This is a genomic window from Candidatus Zixiibacteriota bacterium (assembly GCA_035380245.1).
GTDB lineage: Bacteria > Zixibacteria > MSB-5A5 > GN15 > FEB-12 > DAOSXA01.
Map to the genome: position 1 here is coordinate 1,041,972 of DAOSXA010000002.1, position 20,908 is coordinate 1,062,879.

Genomic DNA, 20,908 nt, shown 5'->3' on the forward strand with positions numbered 1-20,908 from the left:
AGACTGACAATGCTGGCAACGTTAATACAAAAAGAATTAAAGGCAATAATCCTCTCCCCCAAATTTCCGGCCACGTTCGCTGTTTGTTCGTTGCTGATCCTGTTGAGCACCTTCATGGGCATTATGGAATATCGCAACGATATGGCCCAATACGAAACCGCCCGGGAATTGACCCAGCAGGAATTACGCTCGACTACTTCCTGGGGTCATATCAAGACCAAGGTCTATCGCATCCCGGAAGTGATGCAGATATTCGTATCGGGAGTGAATTACGATATCGGTCGTTGGTCGGCCATCGACGACGATCAGGGAGTAGAACTGCGCCACAGCGCCTACAGCGATGATCCCGTCTTTGCTGTTTTTCGTTTTGTCGATTTCGCTTTCGTGGTACAGTTCGTGCTCACTTTATTCGCTTTATTGTTTACCTTCAACGCCGTCAACGGTGAGCGCGAGGACGGGACGTTGAAACTCATCCTCTCCAACTCGGTACCACGAGCACAATATCTCCTGGCTAAAGGAATCGGCGCCTGGTTGGGTTTGGTCGTACCGATCGGTATCCCGATTCTGCTGAGCCTGCTTATGCTGCCGTTGTTCGGAATCCCCACCGACGCCGACACATGGTTGAAAATAGCATCATTAATGGGGATATCGTTGATCCTGTTCAGTTTTTTCATCGTATTGGGAGTACTGGTATCAACCATCACGAGACGCAGCAACATCTCATTCCTGATGTCGTTGGTCGTCTGGATATTAGCGGTGATGATCATCCCACGCGGCGGCGTGATGGCCGCCGGTACGATTATTCGAGTGCCTCGTGAGGCGGAGATCAAGGCTCAACAAGATGCTTTTGAACGACAAAACTGGCATGATTATTATAATAGCTCAGCCAATCTCTGGACGCTCGACAAACCGGATGACGGCGGAGAATTGACCGATGAAGAACTCTGGGCGTTAATAGCCCGACAGGACTCGGCCAGAGCCGAGATCGAAGCTGAGATCAATCAACATGAAGTGCGCCTCCGCGAGGAGCTGCGCCGGCGCAAACGGGCTCAGGAAAGACTGGCTTTCGTGTTATCCAGGTTTTCACCCGTATCTGCTTATCAACTCGCAGCCATGACGCTGGCGGAAACCGATATCGAGACTAAAGCCCGATATGAGGACGCCATGAGTGATTTCCGGTCAGCGTTTGTCTCATACGGTAAGAAAAAAGCCGCGGAAACAGGCGACATCGGAGGGGTTCAAATAGCACTTTCGATTGATGATGATGGAAACCAGAATATGCAGATCAGTTCCGATCGAAATACGGGTGAACTGGATCTTGAGGGTATCCCGGAGTTCCAACGGCCGTCAACGGACAACGCCGCCATAATAGGCGAAATAGCCGTGGACGGCGGGATAATCGGTTTCCTCACGATTATGGCGTTCGCCGGAGCTTTCGTAGCGTTTCTGAAATATGATGTAAGATAAAATTCCCACCCGGGAATCGTTGTGTCAACTGGCCGCCAGCTTCTTTAGACGTTGGCGGCTGTCTTTTAATTCTTCAAGTTGGATATCAGCCTTGTCCCAGTATTTAATTACATCACGATAGGCGGCAACGGCCTCATCATTCTGCCCCAATCCCTCATAAGCACGTCCCAGCCAATAACGAGCTTTGACCCAATATAATCCGCTGCTCGTAGCTTCCGAGGTCTCGGTTACCGATATGAGCGGTACAGTCGCTTCTTCGAAACGATTCAGAATAACCAGGAGTTGTCCCTCGCGTATATAGGTGCCGGTACCGGCGTTGTTAAACTCCTCATCCATTTTTCTCATCATCACAACCACGCTGTCCCAGTCCTGGTTTTTGACCGCCCGGTAGCCCATTTCTACAAGATCAGCCAGGGGCCACAACTCCTGTGGAACACGTACCTTGAATTGATTTATCTGCTTCTCCAGCATAGGAGCGGCAATGGAATCATTGGCCGTACTCAACCGAACCAGCACAATGGGATAATCGATCCCGGAGAAACGGTCAGCCCAGGGATAACCTTCCATCAAATACTTGAAAGCGCTATCCGGCATTTCGAGGTCTTCGTAATTGGTGGCCAACGTCTGATACCAGGATGCTATTTGAGATGAGTCCCCGCTAGAAAGAATAATATCGAGACCGCGCTTGAGCGTATCCAGACCTTTTATGAAATGCCCTTTCCAATACTCGAGATTGGCTGCGATACGGTAATATCCAACAGCCGTGTATGGATCACTTCCGTGTATTTCATAGAGCATATCGTTGTAATAAGCAGCACTGTCGAGTTGTTTTTCGATCAGGAACACCGAGATCATATTGCTCAAGGCAGAATACTCATCCGGATGTTTTGCAAGTAATTCGCGACTCTCCTTCAGCGATTCTTCATACCGCCCCATCATCCGGTAAAGACGAGAAGCGGACGACATCGGCTCCACGGATTCAGGAAAGTATTTCTTCTTCAGTAAAATGTATTTCAGCGCCTCTTCATACTTTTCCTGCCGGGAGTAGATCTGAGCATACCAGGTGAATGCTACCGGATACCTGGGATCGATCATCAACACCGTATCCAGTTGAGCCAGAGCGGCCTCATCGTCCTTGGTCATAACGCTAAGAAGAATCGCATAAAACGAACGAGCTTCCTTATCGTCGGGATAGTTATCCACAAAAGTCTTAATCTTGATCATGCCCTGTTCGTAGTCACCTTCGACCCAAAGGTCGTAATACGCATCCAGCAGATTGCGATCCTTGGTCGGCAGTTTCGCTTCATACTGCTTGGCTTTCATCAGATAGGGCAATCCCTGCTGCGTGCGCCCCTGAAGCGCCCACCCCATACCGATGCGCATGTACGGCAATGCGAAAGTGGAATCGAGTTCGATAGCCTTTTCGAAATGCTCGACCGCCTCTTCCTGCATGAAGAGATTGAACTTTTCCATCCCGAGAATATATTCTTTGTAAGCCTTGGGATTGGACGATGTCAGATCGCTCACACTGCGGTTATCGGCGAATACATCCTGAACATCCAGAGACGTGGCGATCTTCTGGGTGAGACTGTCAACCAAATCGAACGGATTGCTGCCGACCACTTTCTCACCCATGATCACGGTTCCGTCGTCAATCGATTCGAGTCTGGCATCGATCCGAATCTGCTCGCCCATCTTGTAGAACGATCCCGAGAGAATCTTGGTCGCTCCCAACGACCGGGCGGCTTTGACCCAATCCTGATGCGACGGATTTTTATCCGGACCACAGGCATCACCCAAACAATCCATGATGCGATTGCGACCGACGAGGTTCACCTTACCGGACTGCGCCAGATCGGTCAACAGAATCTCCGGCAAACCGGCTTCGAGCCAGTCCAGTTCTTTGTCGCCGGTCTTGTTTTCAAAACCAAGAACGGCAACGGAGTTTTCTTTGGCTTGAAGTCCGCTCGACCCTGATTGCGAAGATGAGCCGCCGAACTCCCAGACTGCGAAGGATATCAGGATGACGATTAAAGCGGCAACGGCCAGCAACTTCTTGCCGCTAAAAACGAAGGTCCTGGATATGGTCGGTTTGTCCTGCAATGCGGAAATCGAATCGGAGATACCACTCTCATACTGGCGACGCAGGGTGCGCAGATCGACCACCAGGTCGCGGGTGTCCTGATAGCGGTCGCGCGGGTCTTTTTGCAAACATTTGTCAATGATACGTTCGAGTTCCGACGGCAACGACGGCACGATCTGCCGAATGGGCTGGTGTCTTCCCTCAAGAATCTTGGCCAGAACCGAGACACGGTCCTTCGCCTCGAACGGGAATACTCCCGTTACCATGCGATACAGCATCGTTCCGAAAGCGAAAATATCGGACCGTGAGTCCACCGCCTCACCGCGAGCCTGCTCCGGCGACATGTAGTTGACCGTACCGAGGATTTTACCTTCCTGGGTCAACTCCTGAGAAGTCGTATTGGTAGAATCTACATCATCGTTGCCGAGACCGATATCAATCGCTTTGGCGAGGCCGAAATCGAGGATGCGAGGTTCGCCGTCGGTGTCGATCATGATGTTGTCGGTCTTGATATCGCGGTGTACGATACCCAGCTTGTGAGCCGCGGCCAGACCTCCGGCTATTTTTTCGGAGACGCGCAAAATATCCTTGAGAGCCGGATTGTTGGTCCGGAGATATTCGGTCAGCGATGTCCCCTCCACGTACTCCATAACGATGAAATTGATTTCCTTCCCCGAAGCCTCGTCGGTCGCCTTGTCCAGATCATGAATCGCCATGACGTTGGGATGCGATATCTGCGCGGCGGTTTTCGCCTCACGGGTAAACCGGGCCATGCGGTCAGGATCATCGAAAAACTCCGACTGGACTACCTTGAGCGCTACCTTGCGATTGAGTTTCTGGTCTTCGGCCAGATAAACTGCGCCCATGCCGCCTTCACCGAGCTTGCTGATGATCTTGAATCGTGCGAATTGTGTTCCTGGTTCAAACATCATTGACCCGCTTTCTTAATTATCAAGAGCGTGATATCGTCCGATTGCGGATTATCCCCGCGAAAACTCTCCAGGGCCCGTACCAGCCGACCGGCGATATCGTCGGGGGACTCGGCCCGGTGCTCTATGATCAATTTCTCCGTGCGCTCTTCACCGTACATTCCCTCGTCTCCTTCGGCCTCGGTAACTCCGTCGCTGAACATGAAGATCAAATCCCCGTCACCGAGCACCGTACTGGCTTCGCTCCACGTCATTCCGGGGAAAGCCCCGATCATGATGCCGGAGGGGGCCAGATGTTCGAATGATCCATCGGCTCGCACCAACAGCGGTGCGTTATGCCCGCAGTTGACGTATCTGGTTTCACCCGTTGCCGGATCGATGGCCCCGCAGAACAGCGTAGCGAAATCCTCCTGTTCACTCGAAGCCAGCAACTGCGCTGAAACTCGCTCCACGACCGGGCAGAGCTCGAATTTCTCCTCGTTGTAGAGGATGCGCAATGAGGCAAGTATATTCGACATCAACATGGCCGCCCCCATCCCCTTGCCGGAGACATCGGCCACGACAAAGAACAACCGTCCGTCGGGAAGAATAGTCACGTCGTACAGATCACCCCCGACCGAACGGGAAGGTTCCTGGAAAGCACGAATCCGATAACCTTCCACCGATGGCGCCGGTTGACTCAGGAGTTTTTTCTGGATCGAGGCCGCTCGTTTCATTTCAGCCTCGATCACCTGTTTTTCTTCCCGCTCGGAGAGCAGTTCATAGTTGAGCAGACGAGAGGCAATCAGATTGCCGAAAGTCGCCAGTACCCGCAGATGATCGTCGTTGTATTGATGCATCGGATTGGTCGTATCGACGTACAGGATACCGTGCACTCGATCCTGATCGAACAACGGAACGGCCATCGCCGAGCGCAGCTCGGACATGATGATCGATTTCTGTTCGGCAAAGCGAGGATCTTCCCTGGCATCGCAAATGAGAATGGCGTTTTTATTAGCCATGATTTCGTTGACGATAGTCCGCGACAGGTTGAACGCCCCGGGATCGCGTCCCCCCGGCTTGAGCACGGCCATCGGATATATCTCTTCCTGGTCTTCCGATACGAACAACACCGCCAGACGTTCGGCCTGAATCAGCCGCGCTATCATCTCCAGCGACCGCTGCAGCATGATTTCCTTCGGTTCCGGCAAGACCAGCATCTTGGCCATATCGAACAGAGCCGGAATCAAATCGGGTCGCTCCGTAATTTTACTCGGTAACGGTTTGAGAGCCTCGTTAATGGAAAGGTAAACCGACTTGCCTGGATCGTTTTCGGTAAGCACTACCGCCGTCCGATGATCCGGGCGAGTTTCGGCATCATCTCCCTCGGCCATGCGAAACTCCGTACTGCCGAACATGATCTGGTCGCCGGCTTTCAAGGTAGCCTCGGTGATGCGATTCCCGTTAACGGTTGTGCCGTTATGGCTGCCTAAATCGACAACCTTACAGGTTCCGCTGGCTGAGTCTACCTCGATACGGGCGTGATTGCGGGATACGGTTTTGTCGGTGACACTGAAGTCGCATTCCGGCTTGCGCCCCAGAATGTACGAACCGGGATCGAGAGACCAGCTATAATAGCGCTTGCCGTCCGTGCCTGCGAGTTTAAGCATAGATAGTATTAATCCACTCCAAATTTCATTAATGCGACGCTGAAAATGAATAGTTACAGCGGCGGTCCCGGTCAACATAAGCCACCCGATTGTTCCCCGCAAGGCTTTTCACAGCATACTGTTTTGGTTGAATCCGGTCGGCTTCATGAGTAGTTAGAAGGAGCTATAATTCGTACGGGAGTATTTGAAATGCGCAGAGAATTAATTGACTGGATGATAAAAGAGGGTTTTTCGGAATCGATAGCAACACCTCTTAGCTGGGTGATCCTGATCCTGGCGGTAATAATCGTTTCCTGGCTGGCCAATTGGCTGGCCCGAAAAATTCTGGTTGTCGGAATTCAGTATTTCGTTCGCCGAAGTAAAACCAAATGGGATGATTTCCTGCTGGAGCGGAAATTCTTTGCCCGCCTGTCACATCTGGCCCCGGCGCTGGTAATCTATGCCGCCGCCGGTCTTTTCGGCTCCTGGCAGTCTTTTATCGAACGCATGTCGATGGTCTACATGATTATGGCCGGCCTCGGGGTGTTTTTTGGCTTCCTGAATGCCCTGGAAGATATTTACCAGACATACGATGTCTCCCGGCAACGACCGATCAAAGGCTACGTTCAACTGACCAAGATCATCATCGCGGTTTTCATCACTATCGTAGCCATAGCCATCGCTATGAACCGTTCTCCCTGGCTGCTGGTCAGCGGCCTTGGGGCCATGACGGCCGTACTGATATTGGTTTTCAAGGACTCCATCCTGGGGCTGGTCGCTTCGGTGCAGATATCGGCCAATGACATGGTTCGGATCGGCGACTGGATCGAAATGCCCAAATTCGGCGCCGACGGTGACGTGATCGACATCACCCTCCATACCGTCAAAATCCGCAACTGGGACAAAACCATCACCACGATCCCGGCCTATGCTATGATTTCCGATTCATTCAAGAACTGGCGCGGCATGAGCGAATCGGGCGGGCGGCGGATTGCCCGTTCGGTTCGAATCGATATGAGCAGCATCAAGTTTCTGGATGAAAAAACAATTGAACGTTTCCGCCATTATCAACTGATCACCAAATACATTGACGACAAACTAATCGACATCGACAAATTCAATCAGGAAACCGGCGCCGATACGACTGAACTGATAAACGGTCGGCGATTGACCAATGTCGGCACATTCCGCGCCTACATCTGGTCATATCTCCATAAGCATCCCAAGATACATAAGGATATGACCTTTCTGGTGCGCCAGCTTGAGCCAACCGACAGCGGACTACCGATCCAGATATACGTTTTCTCGAACGATCAGGACTGGATCAACTACGAGGGCATTCAGGCTGATATTTTTGATCATATCCTGGCGGTGTTGCCGTTGTTCGATCTCCAGGTATTCCAGAAGCCTTCGGGGTATGATGTACGGAGTCTGGCCGGGACAATTACGAAACAATAAATCAACGGGCATTGATCTCACCGCGAAGGAGCATCTTGAGGCCCTCGAGCGTCCCTTTCCAGACCGCTTCTTCTCCGGCCATAATCGCCACGATCGGTTTATCCTCAAGGCTTACCTCGACAACTATCTCCTCGCCGTTGATGGTTAGAACCGTTTCGGCCCATTTGTCGGCCGGGATATCCGTGAACTCATGGTCCAGATCCGTGCGCAGTTCACCGGTCATTTTGTAATCACCCATCGATCCTCCTGTTATCCGACATCTTGTTTTGGCAGCAAGATAGCGCATCAAACCGTTCTTGTCAGCACCCGGGACTTGCTTGATTACGGGAGCCTGCCGAACGGCCCCGACGCCACACAAGCTACTTAACAGCATAGAGTTACTGCTAACTACAGATATCTCTATCAATCGCCTTAATTAACTTCATCAGGATTCTGACCGATGTTCTCTGTCGGTATCTTTAATGTTGAAGCGGTGTTGTCATTTTCGTATATAAATTAGCATGGAGCAGCAATTCATCGGTAGTTACAAGGTCTTGCGGAAGATCGGCGCCGGGGGGATGGCCAAGGTTTATCTGGCGGTGCACCAGGATGTTCCGAATCTGAAGGTGATTCTTAAGATCCTCGACGATCCCCGCTTGAGCGACCGTTTCCTGCAAGAGGCGGACAAACTGGCGCTGCTGGACGGTCACCCCAACATCTGTCGTATCAAGCACTTCTTCAGCAACGGCGATGATACGGTCATTGCCATGGAGTATATCGAGGGGCTTACCCTCGACGAACGGATCAAGGCTGAAGGAACCCTGCCGGTCGGCGAAGCGGCGCGTATCGCGATAGCGGTACTTGACATTCTCAGTTTCGCTCATAGCAAGGATGTGTTTCATCGCGACATTAAGCCGGGCAATATCATGCTCGACAAACACGGCACGGTCAAGGTTATCGATTTCGGCATTGCCAAGAGCAAAACCGATCCGAATCTCACCGTCGCCGGCACCGCCTGCGGCACCCCGGCCTACATGGCTCCGGAACAGTTCAATCCAACCGAGGATACCGACTACGCCCTGGTTGACGTATATGCCGTGGGCACCACTTTGTTCGTAATGCTCACCGGCGAAGCGCCGTTCAAAGGCGACAATCCTTTTGCCATTCGCGACGCCAAAATGTTCGAAGACCCGCCGAGAGTCCGCTCGCTCAATCCCGATGTCAGCCCCGAGATGGATGAAATCGTAGCTCGCGCCATTGCGAAAAATGCCGCCGAGCGTTACCAATCGGCAGCCGAAATGGCCGAGGCGCTCAGTCCTTTTGCCGACGGACCCGTCGCACATCGCATGGAACCGGTGCATAAGCCGAACGATGCCACTATCGACACTCCGATGCCGACGATCCCGGCGTCGTCAGCCACTCCTCCCCCCTCCAAACCGAGCGGTGGAAAATCGAAAATAGGGCTGTTTGCCGGACTGGGCGGAGCTGTTATTGTCGTGATTATAGCCGTTATCTGGCTTCTTGCGGGCGGCGACGACAACAACGGACAAAACAACGTAAACACAACCACCCCCGTGGCCACCACCGGTGTTATCGATTTCTCGATCAAACCCAACAGCGACGTTTACCTCGATGACGGCATAATCGGCCAGGCTACCGATAAAATTCTCATGGTTGTCAATACCGGTTTACACGCCGTTCGGGTGGAAAATCCCACCACACCGGAGAAAGTCATTTATGACACGGTGTACGTTTCCGACACTGCCGATGTGGTTCGTTCCTACAGCTTCAGCGCACCGGCCGCCACTTCCCAACCTCAATCTCAACCGACCAACAACCGCCCCACACAGACGACCGCACCGGCAACGGTAAAATACGGAACGGTGGTGGTGGGGTCATCACCGAAGGGTGCGGATATATTTATCGACGGTGAACTGCAATCACAGAAAACGAATTTTTCGTTTAATAAAATTGAACCCGGAAATCACACGATCCGAGTGGTGCTCGACGACAAATCGGCCGATACGACTTTTGTCGTCAAACCTGACGGCCGTCACAAAGTCAAGTTCGATCTTGACTAATTAGGCTTTACACTGTTTTTGACAGGGATATATTTCCTTTATAGCCAACAAATCTAACTGGATTCATAAGGAGTTCACATGTACAGACATGGAAAAACTGTCCGTGTTCTGGGGCTGTTGATGTTGATCTTTTTGTTCAGCGGCTTCGCTACCGCCGATCGCATCGCCGCCCAGGAAACCATAGCTGATCAACTGGCCAGGGCCCTCGGCTATTACAACGATCTCGAGTTCGACGCCGGGATCAAGCTGGCTAACGAAGTCCTCAAACGACCGGATATTACCGCCCAGGATTCGATTGCCACCTACGAAATCCTGTCGATTCTGACCTATGCCAAAGGCGAGGATTACCTGCGTGAGTCAGTGACCTACCTCAACAAGATCAACTCCATCGGTCCCTGCATTCTTCAACTGCCCCGGGATATCTGGCCCCAGGAACTGCGCGACAAATGGTTCGACATACTGCGTGAAGCGAACAAGCTCAACTGCCCGACCGACAGCAAACCGGGTATGAAAACTATCGCCATTATGGAGTTCGACAACTTCTCCATCGGTAAATACAAAGACGAACTGGTCTCACTCGGCAAAGCGCTGGCTGATTTCTTCGAACACGATTTCCGTAAAATATCCGACCTCAGGGTAGTCGAACGTGATAAGATCGACTTCATCCTCAAGGAACTGGAACTGCAGCGTTCCGGCGAGGTCGACCCCGCCACAGCCGTACGGATCGGGAAAATTCTCGGCGCTCAGTACATGGTGTTCGGCAGCATTACTCAGATGGACGCCAAGAATACTCGCATGGTCGTGCGGGCCGTGGATGTCGAGACCTCGGAGGTTATCGCATCGGTCGATAAAGAAGGCAAACCGGATTATTCGAAGATGGAGAAGGAGCTGGTCGAAGAACTGGCCGCTAAATTCGAGGTACCGGTCGATGATGAAGCCAAGGCGATGTTGCAGGAGGGCGGCACGGAATCTTACGACGCGACCACTTATTACGCCAAGGGATTGGAATATATGGATCGGTACGACTATAACAAGGCCTACGAATTCTTCAAGAAAGCCTACGAGACCGATCCCGAGTTCGCCGAGGCAAAGCGTAAGATGGAAATCTATCAACCGCTGGCCGGTTAGCTCTGAAACGCCCAAACAACCCTGACTGAGGTAAGGATGCATAACAGACTTATACTGGCGGTCGTGCTGATGGCAATTCTGGCGAGCGGTTGTACGCCGAGTTTCTATGCTCAGGGCCGCAAACACATAGAGCAGGGACGCTACGACGATGCGATCGACGCCTTATACGCGGAGATTGCCTCCCACCCGCAAAGAGCCGACGCGTGGCGCGAGTTGGGCGTAGCCTTCTACGAAAAAGGCAATTTCGAAAAAGCCCAGGATGCCCTGCAGCAGGCCGCGGCCATCTCCCCCGATGCCCGCACGCAGCTCTTCATGGGGCTGATCGCCGAAAAACAGGGGCAGTTCGACGGCGCTATTCGCGCCTACACCGGGGCCCTCGCCCTCCAGTCCAAAGGCTCCACCGCCCGCCAGGTGCGAGCCCATCTGGACCAACTGGTTGCCCGTCAAATCGAGCGTGAGGCTTCCGAGGCAATTGCCGCCGAGGCGGAAATAAACGTAGACACCATTCCGAGACAAACAATCGCCGTAGCTAATTTCGATGGCTCCTATCTGCCGCCGGAACTGGCTCCGATTGCCCGAGGCCTGGCTGAGTTTACCGCCATCGACCTGGCCAAGGTCAACCAGCTTACCGTGCTCGACCGCATGAAGCTGGATATGATTCTCAAGGAACTCCAACTAGGACAGTCCGGTGTGGTCGATCCGACCACCGCCCCGCGTGTCGGTCGACTCATGGGTACGGCCCGGATCGTTACCGGATCGGCTCTTTCGGTCGGCGACGACGGCCTCAAGCTTGACGGCGCAATCGTCAGCACGATCGACAGCACATCCACCCGCACCGCCGGTATCGAGGGGAACCTCGAACAGTTCTTTGACCTGGAGAAAAAATTCGTTTTCTCGATCATTGACAACCTTGGCATCACCTTGACACCCGAAGAACGTGATGCGATTTCGGAAGTCCCGACTGAGGATTATCTGGCGTTCCTGGCTTATTGCCGGGGGCTGGACTACGAGTCCCGAGGCATGCGTCAGGCGGCGCAGCAGGAATTCCAGCAGGCTAAGGAGATCGATAATAACTTCGACCTGGCCGAATTCGAACTCAATTCAGTAACTCTCGGCGGCACTTCCTACGGAGAGTCGTTCGTACAACTCGAGAACACTGTTTTAGGCGATTTGACCACCGGCGTGACATCACCAGGCCTGACCCTCGACTCCCGACTGAGCAATATCGTGATCAACAGCGGGAACCTCCCGTTCAACCTTCCGAGCGGTTCTTCAACGGTATTGCAGCCGCCGTATACGATGACCGTTCGGATCTATATAAGGGGGAACCTCGATGCGATGTAAAATTCTATTAGTCGCAACGCTGTTGCTGTTGGTTCCCACGGCAGGCAACGTCACCGCCCAAATCATCTACGGCCAGCCCGTATCGGGCGGCATCGGCTTCACCTACAGCAGTTGGAGCCTGGACCAGGACGGTGAGACCACCGACCTGACCCAATTCGCCACCCCGTTGCAGGGCTTTGTACCGCTCGCCGACAATTTCGAAGCGATGCTCTACATCGACAACTCCAGCAACAAGCTGGAAACGGGCGGCGTGGAATCGAAACTCAACGGCCTTGGCGATGTGAGATTGCAGGTCAGTCATTCTTTTTCGGAAGACCGTTTCGTTTTTGGTTTAGGCCTCAACCTGCCGACCGGCAAGAAGAAGCTGACCACCGATGAGGAAGTCATCGTACTAACCGCCCTTTCGCAGAGTTACTTCACCGTACCGATGCGACGCTTCGGGCAAGGTTTGGGCATCACGGCCACTCTTGGCGCAGCGACGCTTCTCGGTGAATGGCGCTGCGGTGTCGGTGCCAGCTATCAATACACCGGCAAATACGATCCTTACGAAGGCGTGACCGATTACAATCCCGGCGATGTCTTCACCGTTAATGTCGGGTTCGATCGCACTTTCGACAAAATCACGACCTCCGCGGATGTCATCTTTTCATCGTATGCCGCCGATCAGCTTGAGGACGAAGATGTCTTCAAACAATCAACCCAGGTCAGCATTACCGGCGGGATCGAATACGCCGCCGAGAAGTATCGACTGGGTGGCACGCTTAGCTATCTGGCCCGGGGACGCAACGACCTGTACACCGGCGAGGACTCCGAGTTGAAGATCTACGGCGATGAGTTTCGCATTGCCGGTCAGATGCTCTACCTGGCAAGCGAACGAATAATGATCGGTCCTATGATCGACTTCCGCTCCATCGCCGAGAACGATCTCGGCTACGGCAGTTCCTCGATTTTAGGTTTCGGAGCTCTGTTCTCGGCCGGGCTGTCGGATCAGTTTAACCTTAACTCCGGGCTGAAGTATTTCACCGGAAGCACCGACGGAGGCGATATCGACCTCAGCGGACTTCAGTTGAGCTTCGGACTCTCGGCCAGCATGTAAGGAGGTAATGCAGATGAAAAAGTTATATATCCTGCCGCTCCTGACCATGCTGGCCCTGTCGGCCCTGGTCGGGTGTTCCTCGAATCCCTCTTCCAACACCGAACCTGATGTCGTGGCTATTCAGCTCAACGTCACCTCGGCGGAACAGGCGGAGGCAATCACTTCATACCGCATCGTTGTGACCGGACCGGACATGGACTCGGTCATTGCGCCGTTGTACCGAAACGGCCAATACCTTGAAGGCTATGTCGACGTACCGGTTGGACTCAATCGCCGCTTCGCCGTTCAGGCACTGGATGAAAACGGCGAGGTTGTACTCGAAGGCGTGACGATCATGTCCGTCTCAATCGGCGTTCAGCTTCAAATCACGATCGCGGTCTATCCCTCGGTGCCGTCAATAAGACTTCTTCCCTCGGAGTCAACGGTTTCGTCCGGATCGACTCTTTACCTGCAGGTAAGAGTCGACCAATTGCCGGGGCTGTTCGGACTGGCCGGACGGATTTATTGGGACGGTTCCTTCGTTGAAGTGGACAGCGCCTATCTCTCGTCAACTAATACGGACTTGCTGCTGTTCTGGACGTCGGTTCCGGAGGAAGGCTATTTCGCCTTCTCTGTGAGCAATGAAGGCACCGACGCTATGACACCAATCGTTGATGACTCCGGCGACGGCAATCTGGTAACACTTGTCCTCAGCACTTATGCCTCCGATCCAGAGGTGGACACCGCTTTGCTGGCGATCGCACCGACCGCTGTCACCTGGGTCGAGGGGGCAACGGAGATCCCGCTCGAAGAAATCGCAACTGATACCGCCATGGTGATTGTCGACCGCACTCTTCCGGAAACAGTCGTTTTCCCGGACCCCGCGTTGGAAGCCGCGGTGCGGCAGACAATCGGTAAAACAACCGGCACTCTTTACGTGACCGATGTGAACGGAGTTCAGGCTCTGGTGGCGAACATTCAGGGGATTCAGGACCTGACCGGTATCGAGTACATGGCCGGCCTGCGGGTGCTGAGTTTGGTCGGCAACGAGATTACCAGCATTGAGCCGCTGGATGCACTGGACAGTCTGAATACGTTACTGATCGGCGTCAATGAGATCAGCGACCTTTCTCCTTTGTCCAACAGCTTCTCCCTGATGGCGCTTGAAGCAAACGGCTGCAACATCATCGACCTCTCCCCCATTTCGAAACTCTCGAATCTCACGGCGATAGTTTTCAGCGACAACCAAATCAGGAATGTCAGCCCACTTGCGAGTCTGAGCGGTTTACAGTACGTTGATCTGGACGACAACCAGATCAACGACATCTCGGCTCTTTCTTCCCTGGTCAATATCTCCAGCCTTGAGCTGGTGAACAACCTGATCAACGACCTGTCCCCTCTGCTTGAAAGCATGGGATCGGGCGACGAGTTGTATGTCACCGGAAATCCGCTCAGCACCGCTTCGACGGATGAGATCATCCCCGCTCTGGAGGCGCTTGGCGTAACCGTTGAGTATTGACACGTTCTTGCATCATCGCAATAACGCGATATGAACGAAAAAGCGCCGGTCAATCGACCGGCGCTTTTCATTTTGGATAAATTTCAGAGAATCCTATTTGAGCAACATCATCCGGCCGGTCTTGATTTCGGAGCCAGACGAAAGACGATACAAATAAATGCCGCTGGCCACCATTGCACCGCTTTGATCGCGACCGTTCCATTCCACGGCATGATACCCCGCCGGCAACGATTGATCGACCGGAGTCGCCACCCGTTGTCCCAGCAGGTTGAATATCTCCACTGTCACCTGTCCCGCCTCGGGCAAATAGTAACTGATCGTAGTGGTCGGATTGAAAGGATTCGGATAATTACCGTAGAGTGTCAGGCTGGTCGGCAGAGCCGGAGCCGCTTCACCGAGAGCGGTCTGAAGCATCTCCCTGAGCTGTTTTGTCCCCGGCGTCTCGGGACACTCGATCGCGGCGGCGAGCATTTGCTGAATCACTTCACCGGCGACACTCTCTTCCGATAGGGCCCAACCGGTTTCCTGGGATCGCTCAACCAAATGCGTGGCCGACCAGTTTTCACCCAATCCGCAGATATCCTCGGCATCGATCAAGCCGTTGCCGTCGGCATCGGCATAGACTGCCGGTGCGGGAGTCCAGACACTGGAACCGGAACGGACATGAGCCATCACACCGACGAATTCGAGTGAGGCCTCCTCCAGACGAGCCGGACCGGTGCGACTCCAATAGAGACCCATCGGTAAAAGATCGCGCTCATCTACGATGCCGTCGTTGTTGGCATCGCCGGGATACACCCGCGCTCCGGAAAAGAAGGTTCTGGTGTAAGGCTCGCTCATCCACTGACCGGCCAGATCGCGCAGGCCGCCGCTGACGACAACGTTGATGGTGTCGAGTTGCTCCATGCCGTAGGTCGATGGTTTCAATATCACCGAGTAGGTATCACCGTTGTAGCTGCGCTGGAAAGCCGAACCACGCGCACTGGTAATTACCACTCCGTTCCCCATAGTGCTGACGTCGATTGCTTCGTTAAACTGAATTATGATCGAATCATGCAGCATCATATCGGCCAAATCCGGGTCAGGCGTTACCTGCACCACTTGAAGCACGACGTTGGATACCGTCAGCGAGACTGACTCAACAGCCTGACGGAAGCCGTCATCGGCAACTACATCGAACGTATAGTTCTGTCCCACCTGCGTGTAGTCCGGCGAAAAAGTCAAACGCCAGGTCATACTTCCGATGAACTCCAGCAAGGCATTGGCCGGGAGGTCGGCGGCGGTGACATTCGTTGTGTAACCCTCGGGATTGACCGGATCGGCCACCGTAAAGTCGCAATACCAGGATGTCCCCTCATCGATCGTAGCTACGTTGCAGGCGGTTGAGAAAGAAGGAGCGACATTGATCTCGACTATGACCGAGGAATAGACCGTCTGTGATTCATCCGAGGCCGTGATGATACAGTCGTACTGCCCCGAGGTAGCCGAAACCGGATCCCAGGTAAAGACTCCGGTACCATCGCCTCCGGCAACGAAGGTCGCTCCAGTTGGAATCGTTTCGTAGCCAATCTCCGGGATGTTGCCGTCGGCATCGGTAGCATGATAGGAAATCGTCAACGACTCACCTTGATAGGCAATCACACGAGGCGTTTCGCCGTCGGTAAGAACCGTAGCTTCGGTGACAATCGGATCGAACACCGGCGGTTCGGAATAAGTGATATCAAGCTGCACCGGGATATTAAGCGGTGAGTTGATCGCATTGCCGTCGACCACCACCAGCGTGTCGTAATAGGAACCTATCGTCAAGCCGGTCACATCGACACTCAATGTGAGCTGACCGCTGTTGGTCCCTTCAACCGGTGCAACCGTGAGCCAGGACGCACTGTAATCAACCGCCCAATTCAACTCGTAGCCGCCGCCGTTGGAGATATCAACCGTCTGGTCGGTCGGATTACCCGTATTGTAGTTTATTGCGAATAAGACCGAGGTCGGCTCGATCACTATGCTCACCGCATCGCAGCCCACATCGTAAGCACCTATCTGACGAGCACAGGTGTTGTTATCGGGGGCACACGGTGAGTTGGCCGTCACGGTGAAGTCACCCGTAGCCTGACTGCAAAACATGGGATCAGACGAAATGTTACCGGAAAGTCCCAAATAACCCGCAATACCACCGGTCCAGTCGCCGCCGGAGTTGCCGTATATATCATTGCAACCAAACGTGAAGCCGCCGTTCTCGGCGATATAGAACGCTGCCGCACCGGTGTTGTAAGCAATCAGGTTGGCGGTAAAAGTGGAGGCCATCGCATCCAGGGAAACCATCGGCGATGCACCTCTTGCGTCAATCCCCAGGTTGGTGTTGACGTACACCGCACTGCCGTATTTCGCGGAGTTGCCCACAATTGTATTCTCGATAAAGGTCGGGCTGGTATAGCCATCAATAGCGATTGCGCCGCCATAACCGCCCACCGCATTATTAATGAAAAGGCAGCCCGTAACCTGCAAACCCGAACCATACGTATACAGCGCTCCCCCGGTGCTCGTGCTGTTGCCGTCAAAAGTACAATTGGAAATTGTTGTCGAGGACTCACGCGAATACAATGCCCCACCGTTCATATCGGACGTGTTTCCCTCAAACGTACAACCGGTCACGGTCCCAGCCGAATACAAGAGCTGCATAGCACCGCCTTTTCCATCGACCTCTTCGCCGGTTGGCATATAATTGTTGAGAAAAGTGCAGTTTGCGATAGTACCTTCGAAATAAATACCCTGGTAAGCACCGCCGACATTATCACGAAAGATGCAATTTCGAATAGTTGTACTTGTTCCATAATCATAAATTATCGCCCCCGCATTCCAGGACTCATAGCCGCCGGTAAACGTGAAACCTTCAATCGTAGAACCCTCGCTGGGGCCGTTATCACTTCCGATCGCAGCGAAGCGATGGTTCGTTTCAGCGTCGCCCTCCACATTGATGCTCGTACCGGCGGCGCCGGCCTCCGATGTCAAATGAATCACTACAAAGGGAAAAATAAGATCGCGGAAGCCGTCTCCGGAGTATTTCCCCGGTTCCACCATGATCGTGTCGCCGTCTGTCACTTTGCCGTATAAAGCATCCTGAATGGTTTTATAGTCCGACGGGACCTTGTACGTTGCTGCCCGAGTTATACTGCTTCCCATTACTGTCATGACAGAAACCGTTACCAACAGCAATACAGTTATCTTACTCTTCACGAGTTTATTCCTTTCAATATGAAGATGGCCGGACAACAGTCACGTTGCGGTCCTTTTGAATCTCGGCTTGTGTGGTTGATCTGCCCCAAAGTTACAGAAACGTATCCGACAGTCAAGAGCAAAGACCACGGATCCGGGATGCCCCCTATAACATTCAACAGAAAAGGCCGGTTTTTAACCGGCCTTTTTAAATCTGATCGAATGATCTGGTCCGAGCTACTCGTTCAACAGGATAATATCCTCGGATAATTCCGCCTCAATCGGCTGCTGAGCCGGGAGAACGCCGTTAGTGCCCTTGATCAACAGGCCGAACCCAAGGATAAACGAGATCGTTTTCTTGGATTTCCCTTCCGCACGCAACGGACCGGCTTTTGCCGTCAATTGGATTTTCTTGCCGTCGGCCGCTTCGTAAAAACCTTCGGAATCAAGCTCAACCAGCTCAACTTCAACGAAACCGGCCTTACCGAACGTTCCGTTTTTCTGGGCATCAACCACCCGGGCCGTACCGGTAGCGCCTTCACGCACGAGAATGATCCCGCCGAAGTCGATCGGAGTAAACAGCCTGATCGGCACCAGGTCGCCGGCCTTGACATCTTTGCTGGAGACGTCCTTATCAAACACGACCTTGACCGGATGTCCCTTGGGCAGGACAATCTCAGCCGACACCGCGCCGGCCAGCAGAATCACGAGCAGGGTAACAGCCAGGCCGCAGAGCTTGGTATGGAATCGCATTGTTATCTCCTGATATGTTTGTTTGTCGATATCCTAAAAACCGGGCAACTTATCCTTGGGATCGTCATCGAGACTAATACTTATGACTTCTCCGCTCGGGAACGTGATGTTGCCGTTCATTTCAAAAATCGCCGTCTTGCTTTTTAACTCGACCTTGGCTTTGGAGACCTCGCCCCATTGTTCACCGTTGCCGCCGTGATCGTTGGCATCGAGAGCAATCACGATTTGATCGCCTGATTTCCAGGTGATGCTGCTGGAGCGCCCCTTAAGAAGCTGCTTACCCATCGGCCAGGAGCCGTCCTCGCCTCCCTTCTTCACCATGATATGCAGATGGTGTCCGTCGGGACAGTTGGTCAGAGTGAACTTGTATTGCTGGCTCTTGTCGAAATACGAAGCCTGTGACAGATAGGTATTGATCTTCTCGACATCCTCCGCACGCGCCGGATTCGAGGTCAGCTTGGAACGAATCGCCTTTAGTTCCTTGACCGCTGTCACCAGCAGGTATTCAGGATCGTCGCTGCGCTTGATCTTTGCCACGAGATCATCAAACTCACCGGCGGCTTTAGCTACTGCCTGACTGGCGACTTTACGCTTTTCACGCGCGGTCGAGGCGCCGATCAGAGCATCGCCAAGAGTATTCTCCTTCGGGCTCATATCGCCGGCATACAATCCGCGATCATGACTGACCTGGCGCGATAGAGTCGCCCAGGGAGCGCTGTCGGAGGGATTAACGATTGCCTGCTTGAACAAGTCCCAGTAAACCAGAGCACGACCGCTGCGTGTATACAAGATCGAGGTCTCATCTCCCTGGTGGAAGCTGCCCAGATCGGCTTCGAGTTTAGTATGCGATTCGTTCAACACCAGGCTATCGTTGGCCGGATTCACCGTCGGCCAGAGTGCGGAGTCCTTGACTATAGCTGTCTCGCGAGCGAGGACTCCGTCCAGTTTTCCGATCGCCTCACCGATGTTAAAATTCTTGTAATAGTTCTTGATCTGCCGCGCCGGAACGAGGAAATCTTCGAACAACCACTTAGCGATCCAGGAATACTCATATTTATCATAAGCCCGGATGATCTTGGAACGTTCATCGCTCGAGGTGTTCAGTACATTGCCGTCGTAAGAATTAAGGATATCGGTTTCGACGGCTGTTGTTCGGTCAAGCAGCCATTGGAAATGATACAGATACGGAGCGGAAAAAGCCGCGACCCAAATCAGGCTGAGAACCGCCACGTATTTTGCCAGTTTACGGAATTTGGCTATACTCCGGCTCCTTCGGATCGATTCGAGCACCCAGCGGAAGGGCATCTTGACACCGACCGGCGTGATCTTGGCCGGCGGGGCATAAATCGAGCGACCGACATCGGTGCCGATTTTTTCCGGGGACTGCCCGGTCGACGAGACGAAGAAAATCTGGAAGTTGAGTGTGCGCCCCACTACGACCTTGAGAAACTCCTTCAGCTTGACCAACGTATCTCGCACCGATCCGGCCCAGGCCGTATCTGATTGAATGCGATTGCTCGAAAGGATTCGCTCCAGGAAAATTTCGTAATCCTCGGCCAGATAGCTCTCCTCCTCCGGCGGTACCAGTACCGTTTGGGCATCGGAGTTGAATCCCGGCAGGATATCGGCTTTGGTAATCACCAGCGCTACCGGAATATCCAGCCGCTTGTTCAGCGGCGCCAGCCGTTCCAGCATGTTCACGAACGATGCGCAATGGGCCTGGCATTGGATTTCAGCTCCGAGGGATTTGGGATCGAAAAAATACAAAACGCCGTCGGCGCCCTGGACGAAATCGTTGACTTTATTGGTCAACTCATGCGGTTCACCGATCTCCACCGCCCGGCCGTCGTAGTCGTACGAAACGACCGGCATCTTGTCGCCGTCGAGAATGGCGTTGAACTGAAGTAACCGGTCGCCTCTGGTTGAATTCGGGAACTTCTTCTCTTCCTTGAGATCGACTACCGTTCCGACACTGGTCGTAGCCCCGATCCCCCAGAGAAGGCGGTAGTTCTGAAGAAACTCACCGGCCGTGGCGTTGTCGTTAACCGATATCTGAAGATCACGCGATATCTTGCAGTCTTCGTTCAGAACCGTGAAGTATACGGTTTTGCCGGAGTTGGCATGACCGTAGACAGCTATGCGTACTCCATCAGGCCAATCGAACTCGCCGGGGGCGCCGGTACCGGAGCCCCGGGAGGCCATCTTGGAGCCCTTTTTGGCCAACTTAAATATCTTGCCCAGTTTCAAGACT

General features: G+C 53.3%; 13 protein-coding genes. 7 read left to right on the top strand and 6 right to left on the bottom strand.

Going from position 1 to position 20,908, the window contains the following annotated elements; genetic code table 11:
• The first annotated feature begins 9 nt into the window (after positions 1-9).
• Positions 10-1,467 (top strand): ABC transporter permease subunit, encoded by a 1,458-nt coding sequence (locus PLF13_09425; GenBank protein HOP07498.1) that lies wholly within the window; start codon positions 10-12, stop codon positions 1,465-1,467.
• Positions 1,468-1,491: 24 nt separating this feature from the next.
• On the opposite strand, the gene PLF13_09430 is transcribed toward PLF13_09425, so the two are convergent.
• Together PLF13_09430 and PLF13_09435 are read right to left on the bottom strand one after the other, a co-directional pair.
• On the bottom strand, positions 1,492-4,482 hold the full coding sequence (locus tag PLF13_09430; GenBank protein ID HOP07499.1) for a protein kinase: 2,991 nt from the start codon (positions 4,480-4,482) through the stop codon (positions 1,492-1,494).
• On the bottom strand, positions 4,479-6,128 hold the full coding sequence (locus tag PLF13_09435) for a SpoIIE family protein phosphatase (protein ID HOP07500.1): 1,650 nt from the start codon (positions 6,126-6,128) through the stop codon (positions 4,479-4,481). Before PLF13_09435 ends, PLF13_09430 begins: the two co-directional genes overlap by 4 nt.
• Before the next feature lie 189 nt (positions 6,129-6,317).
• Here PLF13_09435 and PLF13_09440 point away from each other — a divergent pair, with 189 nt between their 5' ends.
• The gene (locus PLF13_09440; protein HOP07501.1) at positions 6,318-7,565 is read left to right on the top strand and encodes a mechanosensitive ion channel; all 1,248 of its coding nucleotides are present in this window, start codon (positions 6,318-6,320) and stop codon (positions 7,563-7,565) included.
• Position 7,566: 1 nt separating this feature from the next.
• On the opposite strand, the gene PLF13_09445 is transcribed toward PLF13_09440, so the two are convergent.
• The gene (locus PLF13_09445; protein HOP07502.1) at positions 7,567-7,803 is read right to left on the bottom strand and encodes a hypothetical protein; all 237 of its coding nucleotides are present in this window, start codon (positions 7,801-7,803) and stop codon (positions 7,567-7,569) included.
• 262 nt (positions 7,804-8,065) lie between these two features.
• Between PLF13_09445 and PLF13_09450 the strand changes: the two genes are divergently transcribed.
• The 5 genes from PLF13_09450 (at position 8,066) to PLF13_09470 (ending at position 14,691) form a co-directional block, all read left to right on the top strand.
• Positions 8,066-9,625 carry a serine/threonine-protein kinase gene (locus PLF13_09450; protein ID HOP07503.1) on the top strand — a complete coding sequence of 520 codons (1,560 nt, stop codon included), beginning with the start codon at positions 8,066-8,068 and terminating at the stop codon, positions 9,623-9,625.
• A gap of 78 nt (positions 9,626-9,703) precedes the next feature.
• Entirely contained in the window at positions 9,704-10,753 is a 1,050-nt protein-coding gene (locus tag PLF13_09455) for a CsgG/HfaB family protein (protein ID HOP07504.1), read from the top strand.
• A gap of 36 nt (positions 10,754-10,789) precedes the next feature.
• Positions 10,790-12,097 (top strand): tetratricopeptide repeat protein, encoded by a 1,308-nt coding sequence (locus PLF13_09460; GenBank protein ID HOP07505.1) that lies wholly within the window; start codon positions 10,790-10,792, stop codon positions 12,095-12,097.
• Complete coding sequence (locus PLF13_09465; protein ID HOP07506.1) at positions 12,087-13,193, top strand: hypothetical protein; 1,107 nt, start codon at positions 12,087-12,089, stop codon at positions 13,191-13,193. Before PLF13_09460 ends, PLF13_09465 begins: the two co-directional genes overlap by 11 nt.
• Positions 13,194-13,206: 13 nt before the next feature.
• Entirely contained in the window at positions 13,207-14,691 is a 1,485-nt protein-coding gene (locus tag PLF13_09470; GenBank protein ID HOP07507.1) for a hypothetical protein, read from the top strand.
• A gap of 93 nt (positions 14,692-14,784) precedes the next feature.
• Here PLF13_09470 and PLF13_09475 read toward each other — a convergent pair whose 3' ends face one another.
• The 3 genes from PLF13_09475 to PLF13_09485 form a co-directional block, all read right to left on the bottom strand.
• Complete coding sequence (locus tag PLF13_09475; GenBank protein ID HOP07508.1) at positions 14,785-17,925, bottom strand: T9SS type A sorting domain-containing protein; 3,141 nt, start codon at positions 17,923-17,925, stop codon at positions 14,785-14,787.
• Between the two features lie 216 nt (positions 17,926-18,141).
• Positions 18,142-18,657, bottom strand: coding sequence for a hypothetical protein (locus PLF13_09480; protein ID HOP07509.1), 516 nt, complete (start codon positions 18,655-18,657; stop codon positions 18,142-18,144).
• A gap of 33 nt (positions 18,658-18,690) precedes the next feature.
• The gene (locus PLF13_09485; GenBank protein ID HOP07510.1) at positions 18,691-20,904 is read right to left on the bottom strand and encodes a hypothetical protein; all 2,214 of its coding nucleotides are present in this window, start codon (positions 20,902-20,904) and stop codon (positions 18,691-18,693) included.
• Positions 20,905-20,908 lie beyond the last annotated feature (4 nt).